16 protein-coding genes are annotated in these 16,100 nt (G+C 66.7%); 7 read left to right on the forward strand and 9 right to left on the reverse strand.

What is annotated here, in order from left to right; genetic code table 11:
* Positions 1–6: 6 nt before the first annotated feature.
* On the reverse strand, positions 7–804 hold the full coding sequence (locus G6N18_RS08860; protein WP_083002000.1) for an SDR family NAD(P)-dependent oxidoreductase: 798 nt from the start codon (positions 802–804) through the stop codon (positions 7–9).
* Between the two features lie 155 nt (positions 805–959).
* On the opposite strand from G6N18_RS08860, the gene G6N18_RS08865 reads away from it, so the two are divergent.
* Positions 960–1,697 carry a TetR/AcrR family transcriptional regulator gene (locus G6N18_RS08865; RefSeq protein ID WP_083002180.1) on the forward strand — a complete coding sequence of 246 codons (738 nt, stop codon included), beginning with the start codon at positions 960–962 and terminating at the stop codon, positions 1,695–1,697.
* Positions 1,698–1,784: 87 nt separating this feature from the next.
* On the opposite strand, the gene G6N18_RS08870 is transcribed toward G6N18_RS08865, so the two are convergent.
* The 4 genes from G6N18_RS08870 to G6N18_RS08885 all read right to left on the reverse strand — a co-directional run bounded on the left by G6N18_RS08870 (position 1,785) and on the right by G6N18_RS08885 (position 5,324).
* Entirely contained in the window at positions 1,785–2,960 is a 1,176-nt protein-coding gene (locus tag G6N18_RS08870; RefSeq protein ID WP_083002002.1) for a thiolase family protein, read from the reverse strand.
* Positions 2,961–3,024: 64 nt separating this feature from the next.
* A complete protein-coding gene (locus tag G6N18_RS08875) occupies positions 3,025–3,900 on the reverse strand; it encodes an enoyl-CoA hydratase/isomerase family protein (RefSeq protein ID WP_083002003.1) in 876 nt (291 codons plus the stop codon).
* A 9-nt stretch (positions 3,901–3,909) separates the two neighbouring features.
* Entirely contained in the window at positions 3,910–4,677 is a 768-nt protein-coding gene (locus G6N18_RS08880) for a FadR/GntR family transcriptional regulator (RefSeq protein ID WP_083002005.1), read from the reverse strand.
* Positions 4,674–5,324, reverse strand: coding sequence for a hotdog family protein (locus G6N18_RS08885; RefSeq protein WP_083002007.1), 651 nt, complete (start codon positions 5,322–5,324; stop codon positions 4,674–4,676). The genes G6N18_RS08880 and G6N18_RS08885 overlap by 4 nt, the downstream gene beginning before the upstream one ends.
* Positions 5,325–5,408: 84 nt before the next feature.
* Between G6N18_RS08885 and G6N18_RS08890 the strand changes: the two genes are divergently transcribed.
* Genes G6N18_RS08890 through G6N18_RS08915 form a run of 6 tightly spaced genes read left to right on the forward strand, consistent with a single transcriptional unit; the run spans position 5,409 to position 12,266 of the window.
* Positions 5,409–6,227 carry an enoyl-CoA hydratase/isomerase family protein gene (locus G6N18_RS08890; protein WP_083002008.1) on the forward strand — a complete coding sequence of 273 codons (819 nt, stop codon included), beginning with the start codon at positions 5,409–5,411 and terminating at the stop codon, positions 6,225–6,227.
* Between the two features lie 15 nt (positions 6,228–6,242).
* Positions 6,243–7,052 (forward strand): enoyl-CoA hydratase/isomerase family protein, encoded by an 810-nt coding sequence (locus G6N18_RS08895; protein ID WP_083002010.1) that lies wholly within the window; start codon positions 6,243–6,245, stop codon positions 7,050–7,052.
* Complete coding sequence (locus tag G6N18_RS08900; RefSeq protein WP_407663562.1) at positions 7,049–7,846, forward strand: enoyl-CoA hydratase/isomerase family protein; 798 nt, start codon at positions 7,049–7,051, stop codon at positions 7,844–7,846. The genes G6N18_RS08895 and G6N18_RS08900 overlap by 4 nt, the downstream gene beginning before the upstream one ends.
* Positions 7,846–9,285: a class I adenylate-forming enzyme family protein gene (locus G6N18_RS08905; protein ID WP_083002012.1), complete on the forward strand. Its 1,440-nt coding sequence runs from the start codon at positions 7,846–7,848 to the stop codon at positions 9,283–9,285. The genes G6N18_RS08900 and G6N18_RS08905 overlap by 1 nt, the downstream gene beginning before the upstream one ends.
* Positions 9,278–10,786, forward strand: a complete 1,509-nt coding sequence (locus G6N18_RS08910) for a class I adenylate-forming enzyme family protein (RefSeq protein WP_083002013.1) — start codon at positions 9,278–9,280, stop codon at positions 10,784–10,786. The genes G6N18_RS08905 and G6N18_RS08910 overlap by 8 nt, the downstream gene beginning before the upstream one ends.
* Positions 10,779–12,266 carry a class I adenylate-forming enzyme family protein gene (locus tag G6N18_RS08915; RefSeq protein ID WP_083002015.1) on the forward strand — a complete coding sequence of 496 codons (1,488 nt, stop codon included), beginning with the start codon at positions 10,779–10,781 and terminating at the stop codon, positions 12,264–12,266. The genes G6N18_RS08910 and G6N18_RS08915 overlap by 8 nt, the downstream gene beginning before the upstream one ends.
* On the opposite strand, the gene G6N18_RS08920 is transcribed toward G6N18_RS08915, so the two are convergent.
* From G6N18_RS08920 to fabG, 4 genes are read right to left on the reverse strand one after another with little or no spacing between them, the layout of a single operon-like run.
* Positions 12,259–12,927, reverse strand: a complete 669-nt coding sequence (locus G6N18_RS08920) for a GntR family transcriptional regulator (protein WP_083002186.1) — start codon at positions 12,925–12,927, stop codon at positions 12,259–12,261. The two genes, G6N18_RS08915 and G6N18_RS08920, sit on opposite strands and share 8 nt — an antisense overlap.
* A gap of 2 nt (positions 12,928–12,929) precedes the next feature.
* Complete coding sequence (locus tag G6N18_RS08925; RefSeq protein WP_083002017.1) at positions 12,930–14,123, reverse strand: acyl-CoA dehydrogenase family protein; 1,194 nt, start codon at positions 14,121–14,123, stop codon at positions 12,930–12,932.
* Positions 14,120–15,334 carry an acetyl-CoA C-acetyltransferase gene (locus G6N18_RS08930; RefSeq protein WP_083002018.1) on the reverse strand — a complete coding sequence of 405 codons (1,215 nt, stop codon included), beginning with the start codon at positions 15,332–15,334 and terminating at the stop codon, positions 14,120–14,122. The genes G6N18_RS08925 and G6N18_RS08930 overlap by 4 nt, the downstream gene beginning before the upstream one ends.
* Entirely contained in the window at positions 15,334–16,086 is a 753-nt protein-coding gene (gene fabG / locus G6N18_RS08935) for a 3-oxoacyl-ACP reductase FabG (RefSeq protein ID WP_083002020.1), read from the reverse strand. The genes G6N18_RS08930 and fabG overlap by 1 nt, the downstream gene beginning before the upstream one ends.
* Positions 16,087–16,100: the final 14 nt, after the last annotated feature.

Raw genomic sequence — 16,100 nt, forward strand, 5'->3', positions numbered from 1 at the left:
TCAGTCTCAGGTGAAGTCTGAGCCCCCGTCGACGTTGACGTTGGCACCCGTCATGTACGAGTTGCGCCGAGACGCGAGAAACGCGACGACGGGCGCGATTTCGCTGGGTAAGCCGGCCCGCGGAAGGTGAGCCGGATGGCCGAAGTGCTCGCCGATGGCGGCCATCAACGCGTACGGGTCGGTGCCGTCGACGCCGACGGATTCGGCCCAGCCGATCAGTGCTTCCGACGCGATGCTGCCCGGCGAGACCACGTTGACCAGGATCTCGTCCTTGGCCAACAACAGCGACAGATTCTTCGAAACACTGGTCAGCGCCGCCTTGGCCGCGGTGTAAGCGGGCAGGATCACACTCTGCCGTTGTGTCGAATGTGCGGAGAAGTTCACGATGCGCGCCCACTCCGCGCTGCGTAGCAAGGGAAGCGCCGAACGCACACTGTGCACCATTCCCATCACTCCGCCGTCGAACGCGTTGCGCCACTGCTCGTCGGTCAGATCCTCGAAGGTGCCGATGACGTCGGGTCCGACGGCGTTGATGAGAATGTTCAGACCGCCGTTCCAGCGCTTCCCGACCTCCTCGAAGACCCGCTGAACCTGGCCGGCATCGGTGGTGTCGGCGGTCAGCGCCACAGCGTCGGGGCTGCCGAGTTCGGCGAGGGACGTCGCCGCCTCGTCGAGGACGTCCGGTGTGCGGCCGACGACCGCCACCCGCGCACCGTCTTCGGCCAGGCAGCGCGCGGTCGCGAAACCCATTCCGCGTCCGCCGCCGACCACGACGGCCGTGGCGTCCTTCAGCCCGAGATCCATACGGCCTTTCGCTGCCCGATTCGGTAGAGAACCTTACTATAGGACTTACAGTAGAACGGTGAAACCACCGTCGGAAGCGGCTGACGGTACATTCAGGTCGACCAACCCCGTTCGCGGGAGCACAACGCGCAGCTGATTCGATGGAGGTGCCCTACGTGGCAAGGCAACCGACCGCCGAGAAGCGTCAGCGGCGTGAGCGCGGATCCATCAATCCCGACGACATCATCAACGGCGCCTTCGAACTCGCCGAACAGGTGGGCATCGACAACTTGTCCATGCCACTGCTCGGCAAGCACCTCGGCGTCGGCGTCACGAGCATCTACTGGTACTTCCGCAAGAAGGACGACCTGCTCAACGCGATGACCGACCGCGCGCTGCGCCAGTACGTCTTCGCGACGCCGTATGTGGAGGCCAAGGACTGGCGCGAGACGTTGCGCAACCACGCCCGAACGATGCGAAAGACGTTCATGGGCAACCCGATTTTGTGCGACCTGATCCTCATCCGGTCCGCGTTGAGCCCGCGAACGGCCAAGCTCGGCGTGCAGGAGGTCGAGAAGGCGATCGCCGGCCTGGTCGAGGCGGGCCTGTCGGCCGAGGACGCGTTCGACACCTACTCCGCGGTGTCGGTGCACGTTCGCGGATCGGTGGTGCTGCACCGCCTTCGCGAGAAGAACCGCGCGACCGCCGAGGGTCCGAGCGACATCGAAGAGACGATGACCATCGATGCCGAAAACACCCCGCTGCTGGCGTTGGTCACCGAGAAGGGCCATCACATCGGTGCGGCCGACGACAAGAACTTCGAGTTTGGCCTCGAGTGCATTCTCGATCATGCCGGCCGGTTGATCGACGAGGCCACGAACAAGCCCGCGAAAAAGGCCGCCCGTAAGCGTTAGTTGGCCGGTGACTTTGGCTTCGTTTGTGAATCTGACGACGTTTCCCGGCGACAAACGTCGCCAGATGCACAATCGAGCAGTGGTCGGCTAGACCTCGATCACGACTGCGCCGCCCTGGCCGCCGCCGGCGCACATTCCGGCGACGCCGATGCCCCCGCCGCGCCGCTGCAACTCGTAGACCAGGGTGGTGATCATCCGCGCACCGGATGCGGCGATGGGATGGCCCAGGCTGCAACCACTTCCGGAGAAGTTCACCAACTCCTCGTCGATGCCGAACTCACGGCAGGCCGCGATCGGCACGGACGCGAACGCTTCGTTGATCTCCCACAGTGCGACGTCGGAGGGCTTCAGCCCGGCACGATCGAGCACCTTGCCGATGGCCCTCACCGCACCGAGACCGCAATCGCGCGGCGGCACACCCGCCGCGGCCCAGGCCCGCACGGTCGCCATCTTGGTCAAGTTCTCGGCGTCGGCGTACTCACTGTCGACGAGCGCCACCGCGGCGGCGGCGTCGTTGGTGCCGCTGCTGTTGCCCGCGGTGATCGAGAATCCCTCGATCTCCGGATGCAGCGGCTTGAGGCCGGCCAACTTCTCGACGGTGGTGTCGCGGCGCGGATGCTCGTCGACGCTGAACTCGATCACCGAGCCGTCGAACTGCTGAACCTTCAGCGGCACGATCTCGTCGACGAACTTGCCGGCGTCGATCGCGGCGATGGCGCGTTGATGCGACCGCGCCGCCCACGCGTCCATCTCTTCGCGGCTGATGCCGACCGCCTGCGCGGTGTTCCAGCCGACGGTGATCGACATGTCCTTGCACGGGGCGTCGGGCGTCTCGACGTGCGTCGGCGGCATCCACTTCTCTTCGAACTTCAACTCTGGGCCGGGGATGCGCCAGTTGACCAGTGGCGTCATGGACAGCGACTGCACACCGCCGGCGATCAGCGCACGCTCCATGCCGGAGCCGATCTGCGCCGACGCGTTGCCGATCGCGGTGAGGCTGCCGGCGCAGTGCCGGTTCACCGACTGTCCGGGCACATCCTGCAGGCCGATGGCGTCGGCCGCATAGCGAGCGAGATCCCCACCGCCGTAATGCGATTCGGCGAAGATCAGGTCGTCGATCGCCTTCGGGTCGATGCCCGAACGCCGGATCACCTCGGGCAGCACGGTGGTGATCAGCGTTTCAGGTGGAGTGTTGACCAGGGTGCCCTTGAAGGACCGGCCGATCGCCGTCCTGGCGGCACCGACGATGACGGGTGTGCGCATGTTCTTCCACCTCGGGTTCGACGTAAGCGACGTTACAAAACTAGCAGATAGTGTAGCGGACCTGTTATTCGGGCTCGGGCACGTGAAAATGCTCGTCACGCAGCCGGAACGCCTCCTTTGTGCCGTGCTGCGCTCGGGTCTTGACGAAGTTGAACTCACCCTCGGCGAACTGCAGGTTCGTCCCGTAGGCGTGGAACAGATAGCTCGCCACTTCCTCACCCTGGTAGGCCTGGCTCTGCTCGACGAGGCGGAACGCCTCCTTGGCGATCACGACGCCGTCGGCCGGCATCTTGGCCGCCTTCTCCGCCCAGTAGCGCGCCCTGGCCCCGACCTTGTCCGGTTCGCAGGTATCGGTGAAGACGCCGAGATGCTCGACCGCGCCGGCCTCGATGATGTCGCCGGTGAGCAGGAGTCGCCGTGCGAGCACCGGACCCAACCGGTGGAAGAACATGTGCAGGCTGCCCAGCGCGGGGCCGAGGAAGCGGGTGGCGGGCATCCCGATCTCCGTGGTGCGGGCAATCACGGAGATGTCGGTCATCAACGCCATCTCGAAGCCGCCACCCAGCGCGTATCCGCTGATCTCTCCCACCGTGACCTTCGGGAAGCCCATGAAGTTGTGGTAGAAGCCGAACGACCTTCGGTCCACCGCCAGTCGCCTGCGCTGACTGGGCCGCTTCTTGGCTTCTTGCCGTTCCTTGTCGCCGTACCAGCCGTAGGCGTTGTTCATGTCGGCCCCGGTGCTGAACACACCGTCGACGCCCCGCAACAGCACCACCGTGATGTCGTCGTCGTCGGCGACCTCGTCGAGGTGCCGGCCGACGGTGTCCCGCATCGCCGCGTCATAGGAGTTGCGCTGTGCCGGGTTGTTGAAGGTGATCGTCGCGATCCGCTTCTCGCGGTCGACGTCGAACAGCACACGGTCATCGGCGGTGGTGGTCATCAGGTGTCCTCACTGAACGCTGGAAATGAGCTTGGCCTCAATGGTTTTGTCGGTACCGACGGCGAGCGTGTTGCGCCGCGCGGCGGCCAGGTGGTCGGTGGCCAACCGCACGGCACGCGCTTCGTTGCCGTCGCGAATCGCGTCGAGCAGTCGTTGGTGATCGCGTAGCGCCGCCCGCATGGTCTTGTGCTGCATGGGATCCCCCTCGTCACTCCACACCGACGATTCATGGGCGGACCAGATCAACTCCAGGGAACCGATCAACACGATCATCGCCTCGTTGCCGCAACGGGACACCAAGGCTTCGTGGAACCGCCTGGCATTGGGCACATACTGCGACAGACTGTCGAACTGCTCGATCTGCCTTCCGATTTCGGCCTCGAGGTACGGAACGACCTCGGTCATCCGGTCGTCGCGCGCCGCGCACATGCCCGCGCAAATCGGTTCCAGATGCATGAGCGCGCCGCTGACGTCGGCCGGCGTCGCCGAACGCGACTGCAACACCATGCTGATCATGTGTGCGGTCCGGTCGGCCGAGGGCTGGTGGACGACGGCGCCGCCCATGTTCCCCCGCCGCACCGAGATCAGGCCGTCCATCTCGAGGATGTGGATCGCCTCGCGCAGCGCAGGCGGACTGACCCCGAACTCTGCGAGCAAGCCGTCCTGAGACGGCAGCACGTCGCCCTCTTTGAGCCGCCCGGACAGAATGTCGTCACGCAGCCTGGCGGCGACGATCTCGGCCACCCTCGGTTGACGGATGCGCTGCGCCCTGGTCATCTGACGCGGCGTTTCCCGTACTCGAACACCGACAGCCGGTCCGGCGGGGAGGCCGCCGTGTGGAACTCGCCGATGCACAAGACGTCGTCTTCGCGCAGCAAGCGGGCGGTCGAGGTGACCCGCCCGTCGGTCTCCTCGCGAGTCACGTCGAAGTTCAGCTCGGTCAGGATCGGCGTGGGCTTGCGGAATGTGACGCTCAGCGAGCGCGTCTTACCAGTTCGCCCCGTCGCGCAACTGTGATGCTGGGTCACGCAGTCGAAGAAGACCGCCAGGAACCCTCCGTTGACCAGCCCCGGCGGTCCTTCGAACAGCACCGGGAAGCTGACCCGCCCCGTGGCCGTGTCCTCGCCGAGTTCGTCGAAGGTGTACTCGGGAAAGGCCGGGTTGTACGCGCCGATGTCGAATGCGTGATCGAGGTAGATGCGCTGGGAGTCGGTGGCAGCGGGCCCAATCCGTGGTGTGAGGTCCGCCGGTGCCGCGGCGGCCAGTTCGCGTTCCCACTCGTCGATCTGCCGAAGCATTGCATCGACGGTCGGGTGGTCGTGCTCCAGCGACAGAAGCAGGCCGCTGAGCCGACGGATTGCGCCCGCCGCGGCGACGGTCTGCGCCAGCGGTTGCTCACCGAAGCTGGGCGTCGTGTGCGCCATGCCCTGCCTTCCATCTCGGGAGCTGTCCTTGCTAACTTGTACAAGATAGCATTACGGTATGTCTAACCATATAGCTTGAGATGGGTGGATCCCACGGTGACCGGTACGGCCGACGACGGGGCGGTGGCGACATCGCGCGACGGCGCGATCCTGCGCCTCACGCTCGAACGACCGGCGCAGCGTAATTCTTTGAGCCACGCCATGATCGACGAGCTCGTAGCGATCCTGACCTCGGCCGCCAGCGACGACTCCCTGCGCGCGGTGCACATCCGCGGCGGCGGATCGGACTTCTGCGCCGGCGCGGACTGGGTGGCCACCAACGCCGATGGTCGACGCCCACGCACCGGCGATCTCACCCGGCGCATCCCCCACACCGCGAACCGGTTGGTCGAGCTGGTGCACACCATCCAGTTGCCGGTGGTGTGCACGGTGCGCGGCTGGGCGGTCGGCCTCGGCTGCAACCTAGCGCTGGCCGCCGACTTCGCCGTCGCAGCGGACGACGCGGTGCTCTGGGAGCCGTTCATCGGCCGCGGCTTCAGCCCCGACTCGGGTTCGACGTGGCTGCTGCCGCGGCTGGTCGGATTGGCGCGGGCACGACGGATGCTGTTGCTCGGCGAGAAAGTCGACGGCACCGAGGCATTCGCGTGGGGACTGATCCACCGCGCGGTCCCCGAGCCGGACGTCGATGCCGCGAGCGACGAACTCCTCGACCGGCTGGCGTCCGGCCCGACCGTCGCCATCGGCCTGGCGAAGCAGGCAATCCAGTACGGCCAGCACGCAACGCTGCCGCAGGCCATGAACCAGGAGCTGTACGGCGTGGAGTTGTCCTGCCGCACCGCGGATTTCAAAGAAGGCCTGGCGGCGTTCCGTAACAAGCGCCCGCCGGAATTCCAAGGGCGCTGACGATAGGAACCGCAATTGTCCACCAATTTCACTGACATCACCTACGAGGTCGACGGGCGCAAGGCCACCATCACGTTGAATCGGCCCAACGCCCTGAATGCGTTGAGCCCCCACATGATCACCGAGCTGCGCGCCGCCTACGAAGACGCCGAGAACGACGACGACATCTGGATCGTCATCATGACGGGTACCGGCAGGGCGTTCTGCACGGGCGCCGACGTCGGCGAGATCCCTGAGGACGGGCGGGTGATCTATGAGCGCCCGTATCTGTCCACCTACGACCAGTGGGAGGCGCCGCAGGAGGGCACGCCGCCGTTCCGGCGGATGGCCAAGCCGGTCATCACCGCGGTCAACGGATTGTGTTGCGGCGCAGGGCTGGACTGGATCACCACCGGCGACATCGCGATCGCCTCGGATCAGGCCACGTTCTTCGACCCGCACGTGAGCATCGGACTGGTGGCCGCCCGCGAGATGGTGCGGCTGGCCCGGGTGCTGCCCCGCAACATCGCGCTGAGAATGGCGCTGATGGGCAAACACGAACGGATGAGCGCGCAGCGGGCGTACGAACTGGGCATGATCAGCGAAGTGGTGGAGCACGAGCGGCTGCTCGAACGCGCACACGAGATCGCCGACATCGTGAACTCGAACGCCCCGCTGGCCGTTCGCGGCACCCGCCTGACCATCCACAAGACACTCGACCTGCCGCTGCACGAGGCCGAGATCCTCGCCGAGACGTTCCGCGAGCGCGTTGTTCGCACCGAGGACGCGCTCGAGGGACCGAAGGCCTTCATGGAGAAGCGTCCCCCGAACTGGCAGTGCCGATGACGAAGCCGATGACGACGTTCGAAACGCTCCTGCTCGACGTTGATTCCACCGACCGGGTCGCGACCATCACGCTGAACCGACCAGATTCGCTCAACGCGTTCAATCGAACGATGTGCGAGGAGATGTCGCGGGTGTGGGGCCTGGTCAAGGCCGACGAAACCGTCAACGCGGTGGTGCTTCGCGCCGCGGGCGAGCGGGCGTTCAGCGTGGGGCTGGACATCAAGACGCCCTACGGCCAGCCCGACAACGTCTGGAACCACGAGGATCCCGGCGAGCACCTCAGCCCGAAGTGGCAGAAGATGTGGAAGCCGGTGGTATGCGCGGTGCAGGGCATGTGCACCGCCGGCGCGTTCTACTTCGTCAACGAGGCCGATGTGGTGATCTGCTCCGAGGACGCCACCTTCTTCGACTCCCACGTCAGCGCCGGCCTGGTCTGCGCGCTGGAGCCGATCGGGCTGATGCGTCGGGTCGGACTGGCCCAGGCGCTGCGGATCGCGTTGATGGGCAACGACGAGCGGGTGAGCGCGCAGACCGCGCAGCAGATCGGGTTGGTCACCGAAGTCGTACCCGGCGACCGGTTATGGGCGCGTGCGCACGAGATCGCCGCGGCCATCGCCGCCAAACCGCCGTCGGCGACGCAGGGCACGGTCAAGGCGATCTGGGAGTCGCTGGACAAGCCCTACCGCGCCGCGATGGAGCAGAACCTGATCTACACCCGGCTGGGAAACCCGTTGGGCAAAGCCGAACTGGCCGGCCAACCGGCACCGCCTCGATCCGCTCCGAGAATCCGCTGATGCCCGAACACCGGCTCAGCGCACGTATCCGCGACGTCATCGGCATGCGCCCGCAGGCATCGGCGATCGAATACGACGGCGGGTGGATCACGTGGGGTCAGGTGGCCGGTCTCGCCGGTCAGATCGAGGCGGTCGGCGTACGCGGCGCTCAGATCGGGATGTTGCTGCGCAACACTCCCGCCCACGTCGCGAGCTTTCTCGGCGTGCTGCTGGCCGGCGCGACCGTGGTCGTCATCAATCCGTCGCGCGGTGACGACCGTATCAGGGCCGACATCGAGGACTTGAAACTGCCGCTGGTGATCGGCGAACGCGACGACCTGACACGGTTTGTGCCCGCCGACACCGGCACCGTGGCGATCTCCTCGGTCGCCGAACCGATCCGGGTGCCGGACGCCGTCACGCTGCCGGCGGGCCGCTCCGACGTCGCGGTCCGGATGCTCACCAGCGGCACCACCGGGCCTCCGAAGCGGGTCGACCTCACCTACGACATGTTGGCGCACAGCGTGGTCGGCGATTCACCGGCGCCGACCGAACTGCGGCGCGGCGTGGCGATAGTCAATTCGCCCCTGGTGCACATCGGCGGCGTGTTCCGCGTCCTGCAGTGCGTCTGCGAGGGCCGGCCCTTCGCGCTACTCGACCGCTTCGAACTGGACTGCTGGGCCGATGCGGTGCGCCGGCACCGGCCGCGGACGGTGTCCCTGGTGCCTGCGGCGCTGCGCACCGTGCTGCATTCGGGCCTGACCCGCGACGACCTCGCCAGCATCCGCGCGGTCACATCGGGAACCGCGCCGCTGTCCGCCGAGGACGCCGACGCCTTCACAGAGAAGTACGGCATACCGGTCCTGACGTCCTATGCCGCAACGGAGTTCGGTGGCGGCGTGGCCGGCTGGACGTTGCCGGACTACCAGCGCTACTGGCAGGCCAAGCGGGGCAGCGTCGGCCGGGCCAGCGTGGGCGCACAACTGCGGGTGGTCGATGAGCGCGGTACTCCGCTCGGCGAGAATCAGGTTGGCCTGCTGGAGGTCAAACCGGGGCAGTTGGGACCGGACGCGGACTGGATGCGCACCACGGACATGGCGCGCATCGATACGGACGGCTTCCTGTGGATTCTGGGGCGCGCCGACCAGGCGATCATCCGCGGCGGGTTCAAGATCATGCCCGACGACGTGCGTGCCGCGTTGGAGAGCCATCCCGCGGTGCACAGCGCCGCCGTGGTGGGCAGACCCGATGACCGTCTCGGTGAAACGCCGGTGGCGATGGTGGAGTTGCGCGAGCCGGTCGACGCAACGCTGCTCGAGGAGTTCCTGCGGTCTCGCCTGGCGCGCTACGAAATTCCCACCGACATAGCGATCGTCGAGCAGATGCCGCGCACACCGTCGGGCAAGCCCGACCTGAGCGAGGTGCGCCGGTACTTCGCCGATCCCGTCGACCATGCGTGAGCACACCGTCGGGGCGGTGTTGCGCGCGCAGGTGGGTGCGCGCGGCGATCACCCGTTGTTGATCTGTGATGCGGACCGGTTGAGCTATGCCGACGCCGAACGGCGCTCGGCCAGACTGGCTCGCGGGTTGATCGCACTCGGCGCGGGCAAGGGCACACACATCGGCGTGCTGTACCCGAACGGATCGGCTTTCGTCGTCGCGATGCTGGCCGCGGCCCGCATCGGCGCCGTGGTGGTTCCCGTCTCGACGTTGGCCACCGCGACCGAGATGCGCGAGCAGCTCGGCCACGCCGACGTCGAAATCCTCTTGGCCACCTCGGCTTACCGTTCACATGACTACCGGCAGCGGCTCGCCGACGTACGGCTTCCGCTGCTGCGTCAGGTACTCATCGACTGGGAGCCGACGGCGCTGGCCGACGCCGAACTCCTGACCGGTCTCGAGGACGACGTCGAACCCTGCGACGTGTTGGCGATCGTGTACACGTCGGGATCGACCAGCGCGCCGAAGGGCGCGGTTCACACGCACGCCGGTCTGCTCGCCCACCAGGTGGTCCTCAATGAGATCCGCGGTCTGACCGCCGAGGAGAAATTGTTCAGCAACTCGCCGTTCTTCTGGATCGGCGGGTACGCGTTCTCGGTGCTCGCCACGTTGCTGGCCGGCGCAACGCTGTTGTGTTCCAACGCCGTCGACGCGGGCGAGACGCTCGACCTGCTGGAGGCAGAGAGGCCGACGATGACCAACGGCTTCGTCGCGGGCATCGCCCACCTGGCCCGGCACCCGAGCCTGCCGAACCGGGACCTGTCGTCGATGCGGCGTGGCAACCTGTACCCGATCATGGCCCCCGAATCGCGTCCCGCCGACCCCGAGTTGCGTCACAACATGCTCGGCATGACCGAAGCCGGCAGTGTCATCCTCGCCAGCGCGGACGAAGCCGACCAGCCCGAGAATCGGCGCGGGTCCTTTGGCCGGCCGGTTCCGGGCTTCGAGGTCAAGGTTATGGAGCCGGTGACAGGTCGGCCCGTCGGCGTCGGTGAGGTCGGCGAACTCTGCGCCCGTGGACCGTTCATGATGAAGCGGTACTACAAACGCAGCCGCGAGGACTGTTTCGACGTCGATGGTTGGTTTCACACCGGCGATCTTGTCCGCACGGACGCCGACGGCTTCTTCTATTTCGTCGGACGGCGCGGCACGATGATCAAGACGTCGGGCGCCAACGTCGCGCCCGCGGAGGTGGAGCGGGCGATCGCGGAGGTCACCGGCGGCACTGTCGCGCACGTGATCGGTCTGCCCGACGCGGAACGCGGCCAACTGGTGGCCGCCGTCATCGCACTGGAAGATGGTGAAACGTTCGACGAGGCTACCTGTCGTGAGCGGCTGAAGACCGAGTTGTCGGCCTACAAGATTCCCCGGCGGTTCGCCGCCGTTCCGGCGTCACGTATCCCGGTTCTGTCGAGCGGAAAGATCAATCAGTCCAAGCTGATCGAGGTGTTCGATGTGTGAAACCGTCGACGCGCTGGTGCGCCTACGCGCCGCCGAGGACAGCGCAAAGCCGATGGTGATCGATCCGTCGACCCGCATCACCTACTCCGAATTGGAGTCCAGTAGCCGGGAATTGGCGGCCGCGTTCATAGACGCCGGAGTGGGCAAGGGCACCCCGGTCGGCTTGATCATGCCCAACTGTGCGGAGTGGGTGCGGATCGCGATCGCGCTGACCCGTATCGGCGCGGTTCTGGTGCCACTGAGCACGCTGCTACAACCCCCGGAACTCGCTGCGCAGCTTCGCATGGCGTCGGTGCAGTTCCTTCTGACCGTCGAGGAGTTCCGCGGCCACCGCTACCTCGACGGCCTCTCCGCCGAGCGGAGCATTCTTCCTGCACTGCGCGAAGTTTGGCGCGCCGACCGGCTCCCCCCAGGAGGCTCGGCACCGGTCGATGACATTGCCGCCGCCGTCACGCCCAGCGACACACTGGCGATCATGTTCACCTCGGGCAGCAGCGGCCCGCCCAAGGGCGTGATCCACTCGCACGGAAACGCTTTGGGTGCGGTGCGGTCGGGCCTGACGGCGCGCTGCATCCACGCCGACACCCGGCTGTATCTGCCGATGCCGTTCTTCTGGGTAGGCGGCTTCGGCAGCGGAATCCTGTCGGCGCTGCTGGCGGGCGCCACACTGGTCACCGAGGAAATTCCGCGTCCGGATACCACGCTGCGCCTCGTCGAACGCGAACGCGTCACGCTGTTTCGCGGCTGGCCCGACCAGGCAGAGGCGCTGGCACGCCAATCCGCCGCTGTCGGAGCCGATCTGTCGTCGCTGCGACCCGGAAGCTTGGCGGGGCTGCTGCCGCCAGAGCAGCGCGGCGAACCGGGCGCACGGGCGAACCTGTTCGGTATGACCGAGTCGTTCGGCCCGTACTGCGGCTATCCGGCCGACACCGACATGCCCAGGTCCGCCTGGGGCAGTTGCGGGAAACCTTTCGACGGCATGGAGGTTCGCATCGTCGACCCCGACAGCGGTGAGCCGGTGCCGGCCGACACGATCGGGATGATCCAGATCAGGGGGTCTCATGTCATGCGCGGGATCTGCCGGCGCAACAGAGAGGAGGTCTTCACCGCCGACGGTTACTACCCCACGGGCGACCTCGGCCATCTGGACGACGACGGCTTCCTGTTCTACCACGGCCGGTGCGATGACATGTTCAAGGTCAGCGGCGCCACCGTGTACCCCAGCGAGGTCGAACAGGCGCTGCGCACCGTCGACGGCGTGCAGCAGGCGTTCGTCACCGACGTGGCGGGCGCCGTCGGTGCCGTCGTGATCTCTGGGCGTCCAGTCGACGAGTTGCGCGCGGAGGCGCGAAAGCGGTTGAGCGCGTTCAAGGTCCCGACGGTGTGGCTTGTCACCGACTCCGACGACGACATCCCGCGCAAGGCGACCGGAAAGGTCGACGTCCGTCGGCTGCGCGAGATCTTGCGCGCGACTAGCTGACGACGCCCCGCTCGGTGAGATGCTCGATCAACGGCTTCGCGCCGGCGGCCAGGTGTTCCGACATCTCCGCGCGGGCAAGGTCTTCGTCGTGGCAGGCGAGGGCCTTGAGCAGCCGCCGGTGATGCTCGTTCGACTTCTCGGGCCAACCGGAGATCACCGGAAACACCGATTCGGGTGCGTACCGAGTGATTTGGGACATCAGCTGCGCGAGTTTCGGTGAATCGGCGGCGACGTTGATCGCGCGGTGGAACTCGTGGTTGAGTCGGACGGCCTGCTCGTCGTCACCGGCGGCGTACGCCTCCTCGAGATCGGATTGGATCCGCTCGAGGTCGCGCAACTGCTCGTCGCTGATGTTGACGGCGGCCCGCGCGGCGAGCTCACCTCCGATGTGCGCCTGCACATTCGACACATCGGTGAGATCGCGCCCCGTCACCGGCAACACGACGAACCCACGGCGCGGCTGCTGCGCGAGCAGACCTTCGGCCTTCAGCTCGAACAGCGCCTCGCGCACCGGGGTGACGCTGATGCCCAGTTCCGCCGCCAGTTGATCGAGTCGCACATACTCACCGGCAGCATAGGTGCCGTCGAAGATGCGCTTTCGCACGAACCGCGCGACGTCCTCGGCCAGTTGTGGCCGAGACGCGAAATCGGGGGCCGACACCGTCACACCTGGTAGTCCGCGAGCAGCCGCTTGCTGATGATGTTCTTCTGAATCTCGCTGGTGCCTTCGCCGATCAACAGGAACGGCGCATCGCGCATCAACCGCTCGATCTCGTACTCCTTGGAGTAGCCGTAGCCACCGTGGATGCGGAAGCTCTGCTGAGTGACCTCCGAGCAGAACTCGCTCGCCAGGTACTTCGCCATTCCGGCCGCGACGTCGTTGCGTTCACCGGAGTCCTTCAGCCGCGCGGCATTGACCATCATCAGGTGGGCAGCCTCGACTTTGGTTGCCATCTCCGCCAATTGGAACGCGATGGCCTGGTGTTCGGCGATCGGCTTGCCGAACGTCTGCCGCTGTTGGGCATAGCGCACGGCGAGCTCGAAGGCGCGAATGCCCACACCGCAGGCCCGCGCCGACACGTTGACCCGGCCCACCTCGATACCGTCCATCATCTGGAAGAACCCCTGCCCGGGTGCCTCGCCGAGAACGTCGTCGCCTTGGGCCACATAGCCGTCGAAGATCAACTCGGTGGTGTCGATGCCCTTGTAGCCGAGCTTGTCGAGCTTGCCGGGAATCGTCAACCCGGGCACGACTTCCCCGTAGCCGACCGGCTTTTCGACGAGGAAGGCGGTCAGGTTGCGATGCGGCTTGTCGGCACCCTCCTCGGTGCGCACCAGCACCGCGACCAACGTCGACGTGCCGCCGTTGGTCAGCCACATCTTCTGCCCGTCGATCCGGTAGGTGCCGTCGGCGTTGCGGCTCGCCCTCGTGCGGATCGCGGCGACGTCGGATCCCAGTCCCGGTTCCGACATCGAGAACGCCCCGCGGGTCTCCCCGGTCGCCATCCGCGGCAGGTAGCGCTGCTTCTGCCCGTCGGTGCCGTGCTGGCGCAACATGTAGGCGACGATGAAGTGCGTGTTGAGTACCCCGGAGATGCTCATCCAGCCGCGGGCGAGCTCCTCCACACACAGCGCATAGGTCAGCAGCGATTCCCCGAGTCCTCCGTACTCCTCGGGGATCATCAAGCCGAACAGACCCATCTCCCGCATCTGGTCGACGATCGCCTGCGGATAGGTGTCGGTCTTCTCGAACTCCGGTGCGTTCGGGATGATCTCCTTCTCGACGAACTGGCGCACCGTCGCGAGGATCTCGGTCTGCACTTCGGTGAGGCCCACCGTCTGAGCGAGTTTCGTCATGCGCCAACCCTTTCGAACACCGCGGCCAGCCCCTGCCCCCCGCCGATGCACATGGTCTCCAATCCATAGCGGGCGCCGCGCCTGGTCAGCTCGCGCGCCAGCGTCGCCAGCATTCGCCCGCCGGTCGCGCCGACCGGGTGCCCGAGCGAGATGCCCGAGCCGTGGACGTTGGTGCGCTCCCGGTCGGCCGCGCCGAAGTTCCACTCCCGCATCACAGCGAGTGCCTGCGCGGCGAACGCCTCGTTCAACTCGATCAGATCCACGTCGGCGAGCGTCAGACCGGCCTTCGCCAATGCGGCCTCCGTGGCGGGAACCGGCCCGATGCCCATCACGTTCGGAGCCACTCCGGCCGACGCCCAGGAAACCAGCCGGACCAGTGGGGTCAGTCCCAGTTGGTCGGCTTTCTCCCGGGTGGTCACCACGCACATCGATGCGGCGTCGTTTTGGCCGCTCGCATTGCCCGCGGTGACCGTCGCCTCCGGATCATCCTTGCCGAGAACGGGTTTCAGTTTCGCCAGCGACTCGATCGAGGTGTCGGGACGCGGATGCTCGTCGGTGTCGATCAGCTCCTCCCCCTGACGGGTGGGCACCGTGACGGGCACGATCTCCTCGGCAAGGATGCCGTCCTTCTGGGCTGCCACGGCGCGCTGATGAGACGTCACCGCGAGCTCGTCCTGCTCCTGTCGCGAGATGCCGTACTGACGGCGCAGGTTCTCCGCGGTCTCGAGCATGCCGCCGGGCACCGGGTAGTGCCGGCCGCCCGCGGTGGTGCGGCCGCGCGCCAGCGAGTCGTGCAGCATGACGCCGCCGCGTGCCGGACCCCAGCGGATGTCGGTCGAGTAGAACGTCACATTGCTCATGCTCTCGGCGCCGCCCGCGACCACAACGTCGTTGTCGCCGTTGGCAACCTGCAGGCAAGCCTGGATCACGGCCTGCAGCCCCGAGCCGCACCGCCGGTCGACCTGCATGCCGGAAACAGTCACCGGCAGGCCGGCGTCCAGCGCCACCACCCGCCCGATCGCGGGCGCCTCGCTGCTCGGATAGCAATGGCCGAGGATGACGTCTTCGACTGCGGCAGGCTCGATTCCGGTCCGATCGAGCAGACCCTTGAGCGCGGTGACGCCGAGGTCGACGGCGGCCAGCGACTTGAACATGCCGCCGTAGCGGCCGATCGGTGTGCGTACCGGCTCGCAGATGACCGTGTCGCGCATCAGATGTGCCTCCCGCCGGTGACCTCGAGGACGGTGCCGGTCATATACGACGACAAGTCACTGGCCAGGAACAGCGCGACCTTGGCCACCTCGTCCGGCTCGCCCGCGCGGCCCATCGGCACCTCTGCGAGCTTCTGGTCCCAGATGTGTTGCGGCATGGCCTCTGTCATTGCGGACCGGATCAGCCCGGGCTGGATGGCGTTGACCCGTACGCCCAGATGCGCCAGTTCCTTGGCGGCCGCTTTCGTCATGCCGACGATGCCGGCCTTGGCCGCCGAGTAATTGGTCTGCCCGACGAGACCGACCTTGCCCGATATCGACGACATGTTGACGATCGCGCCACGCTTGTTCTCGCGCATGATCGGCGCGGCCGCCTTCAACCCGTTCCACGTGCCCTTCAAGTGCACGGCGATGACCTGGTCGAACTGCTTTTCGGTCATCTTGCGAAGTGTCGCGTCGCGGGTGATTCCGGCGTTGTTCACCATGACGTCGAGACCGCCGAACCGCTCCACCGCCGCGGCGACCAGTGCCGAGACGTCGTCGGCCTTGGTCACGTCACAGCGCACCGCCAGCGCCGCTGGGTCTTTGGAGGGGCCGCCGCCGAGTCGCTTGGCCGCTTCCTCCGTCGCAGCCACGTCGAGATCGCCCAGCACCACGCGGGCGCCCTCGGCGATGAACCGCTCCGCGATCGCATAGCCGAGGCCCTGCGCGCCGCCGGTGACGACGGCCGTCTGTCCCAACAACAACGACACCTAGCTCACCCTTC

Origin of the sequence: Mycolicibacterium celeriflavum (assembly GCF_010731795.1) — a bacterium.
GTDB lineage: Bacteria > Actinomycetota > Actinomycetes > Mycobacteriales > Mycobacteriaceae > Mycobacterium > Mycobacterium celeriflavum.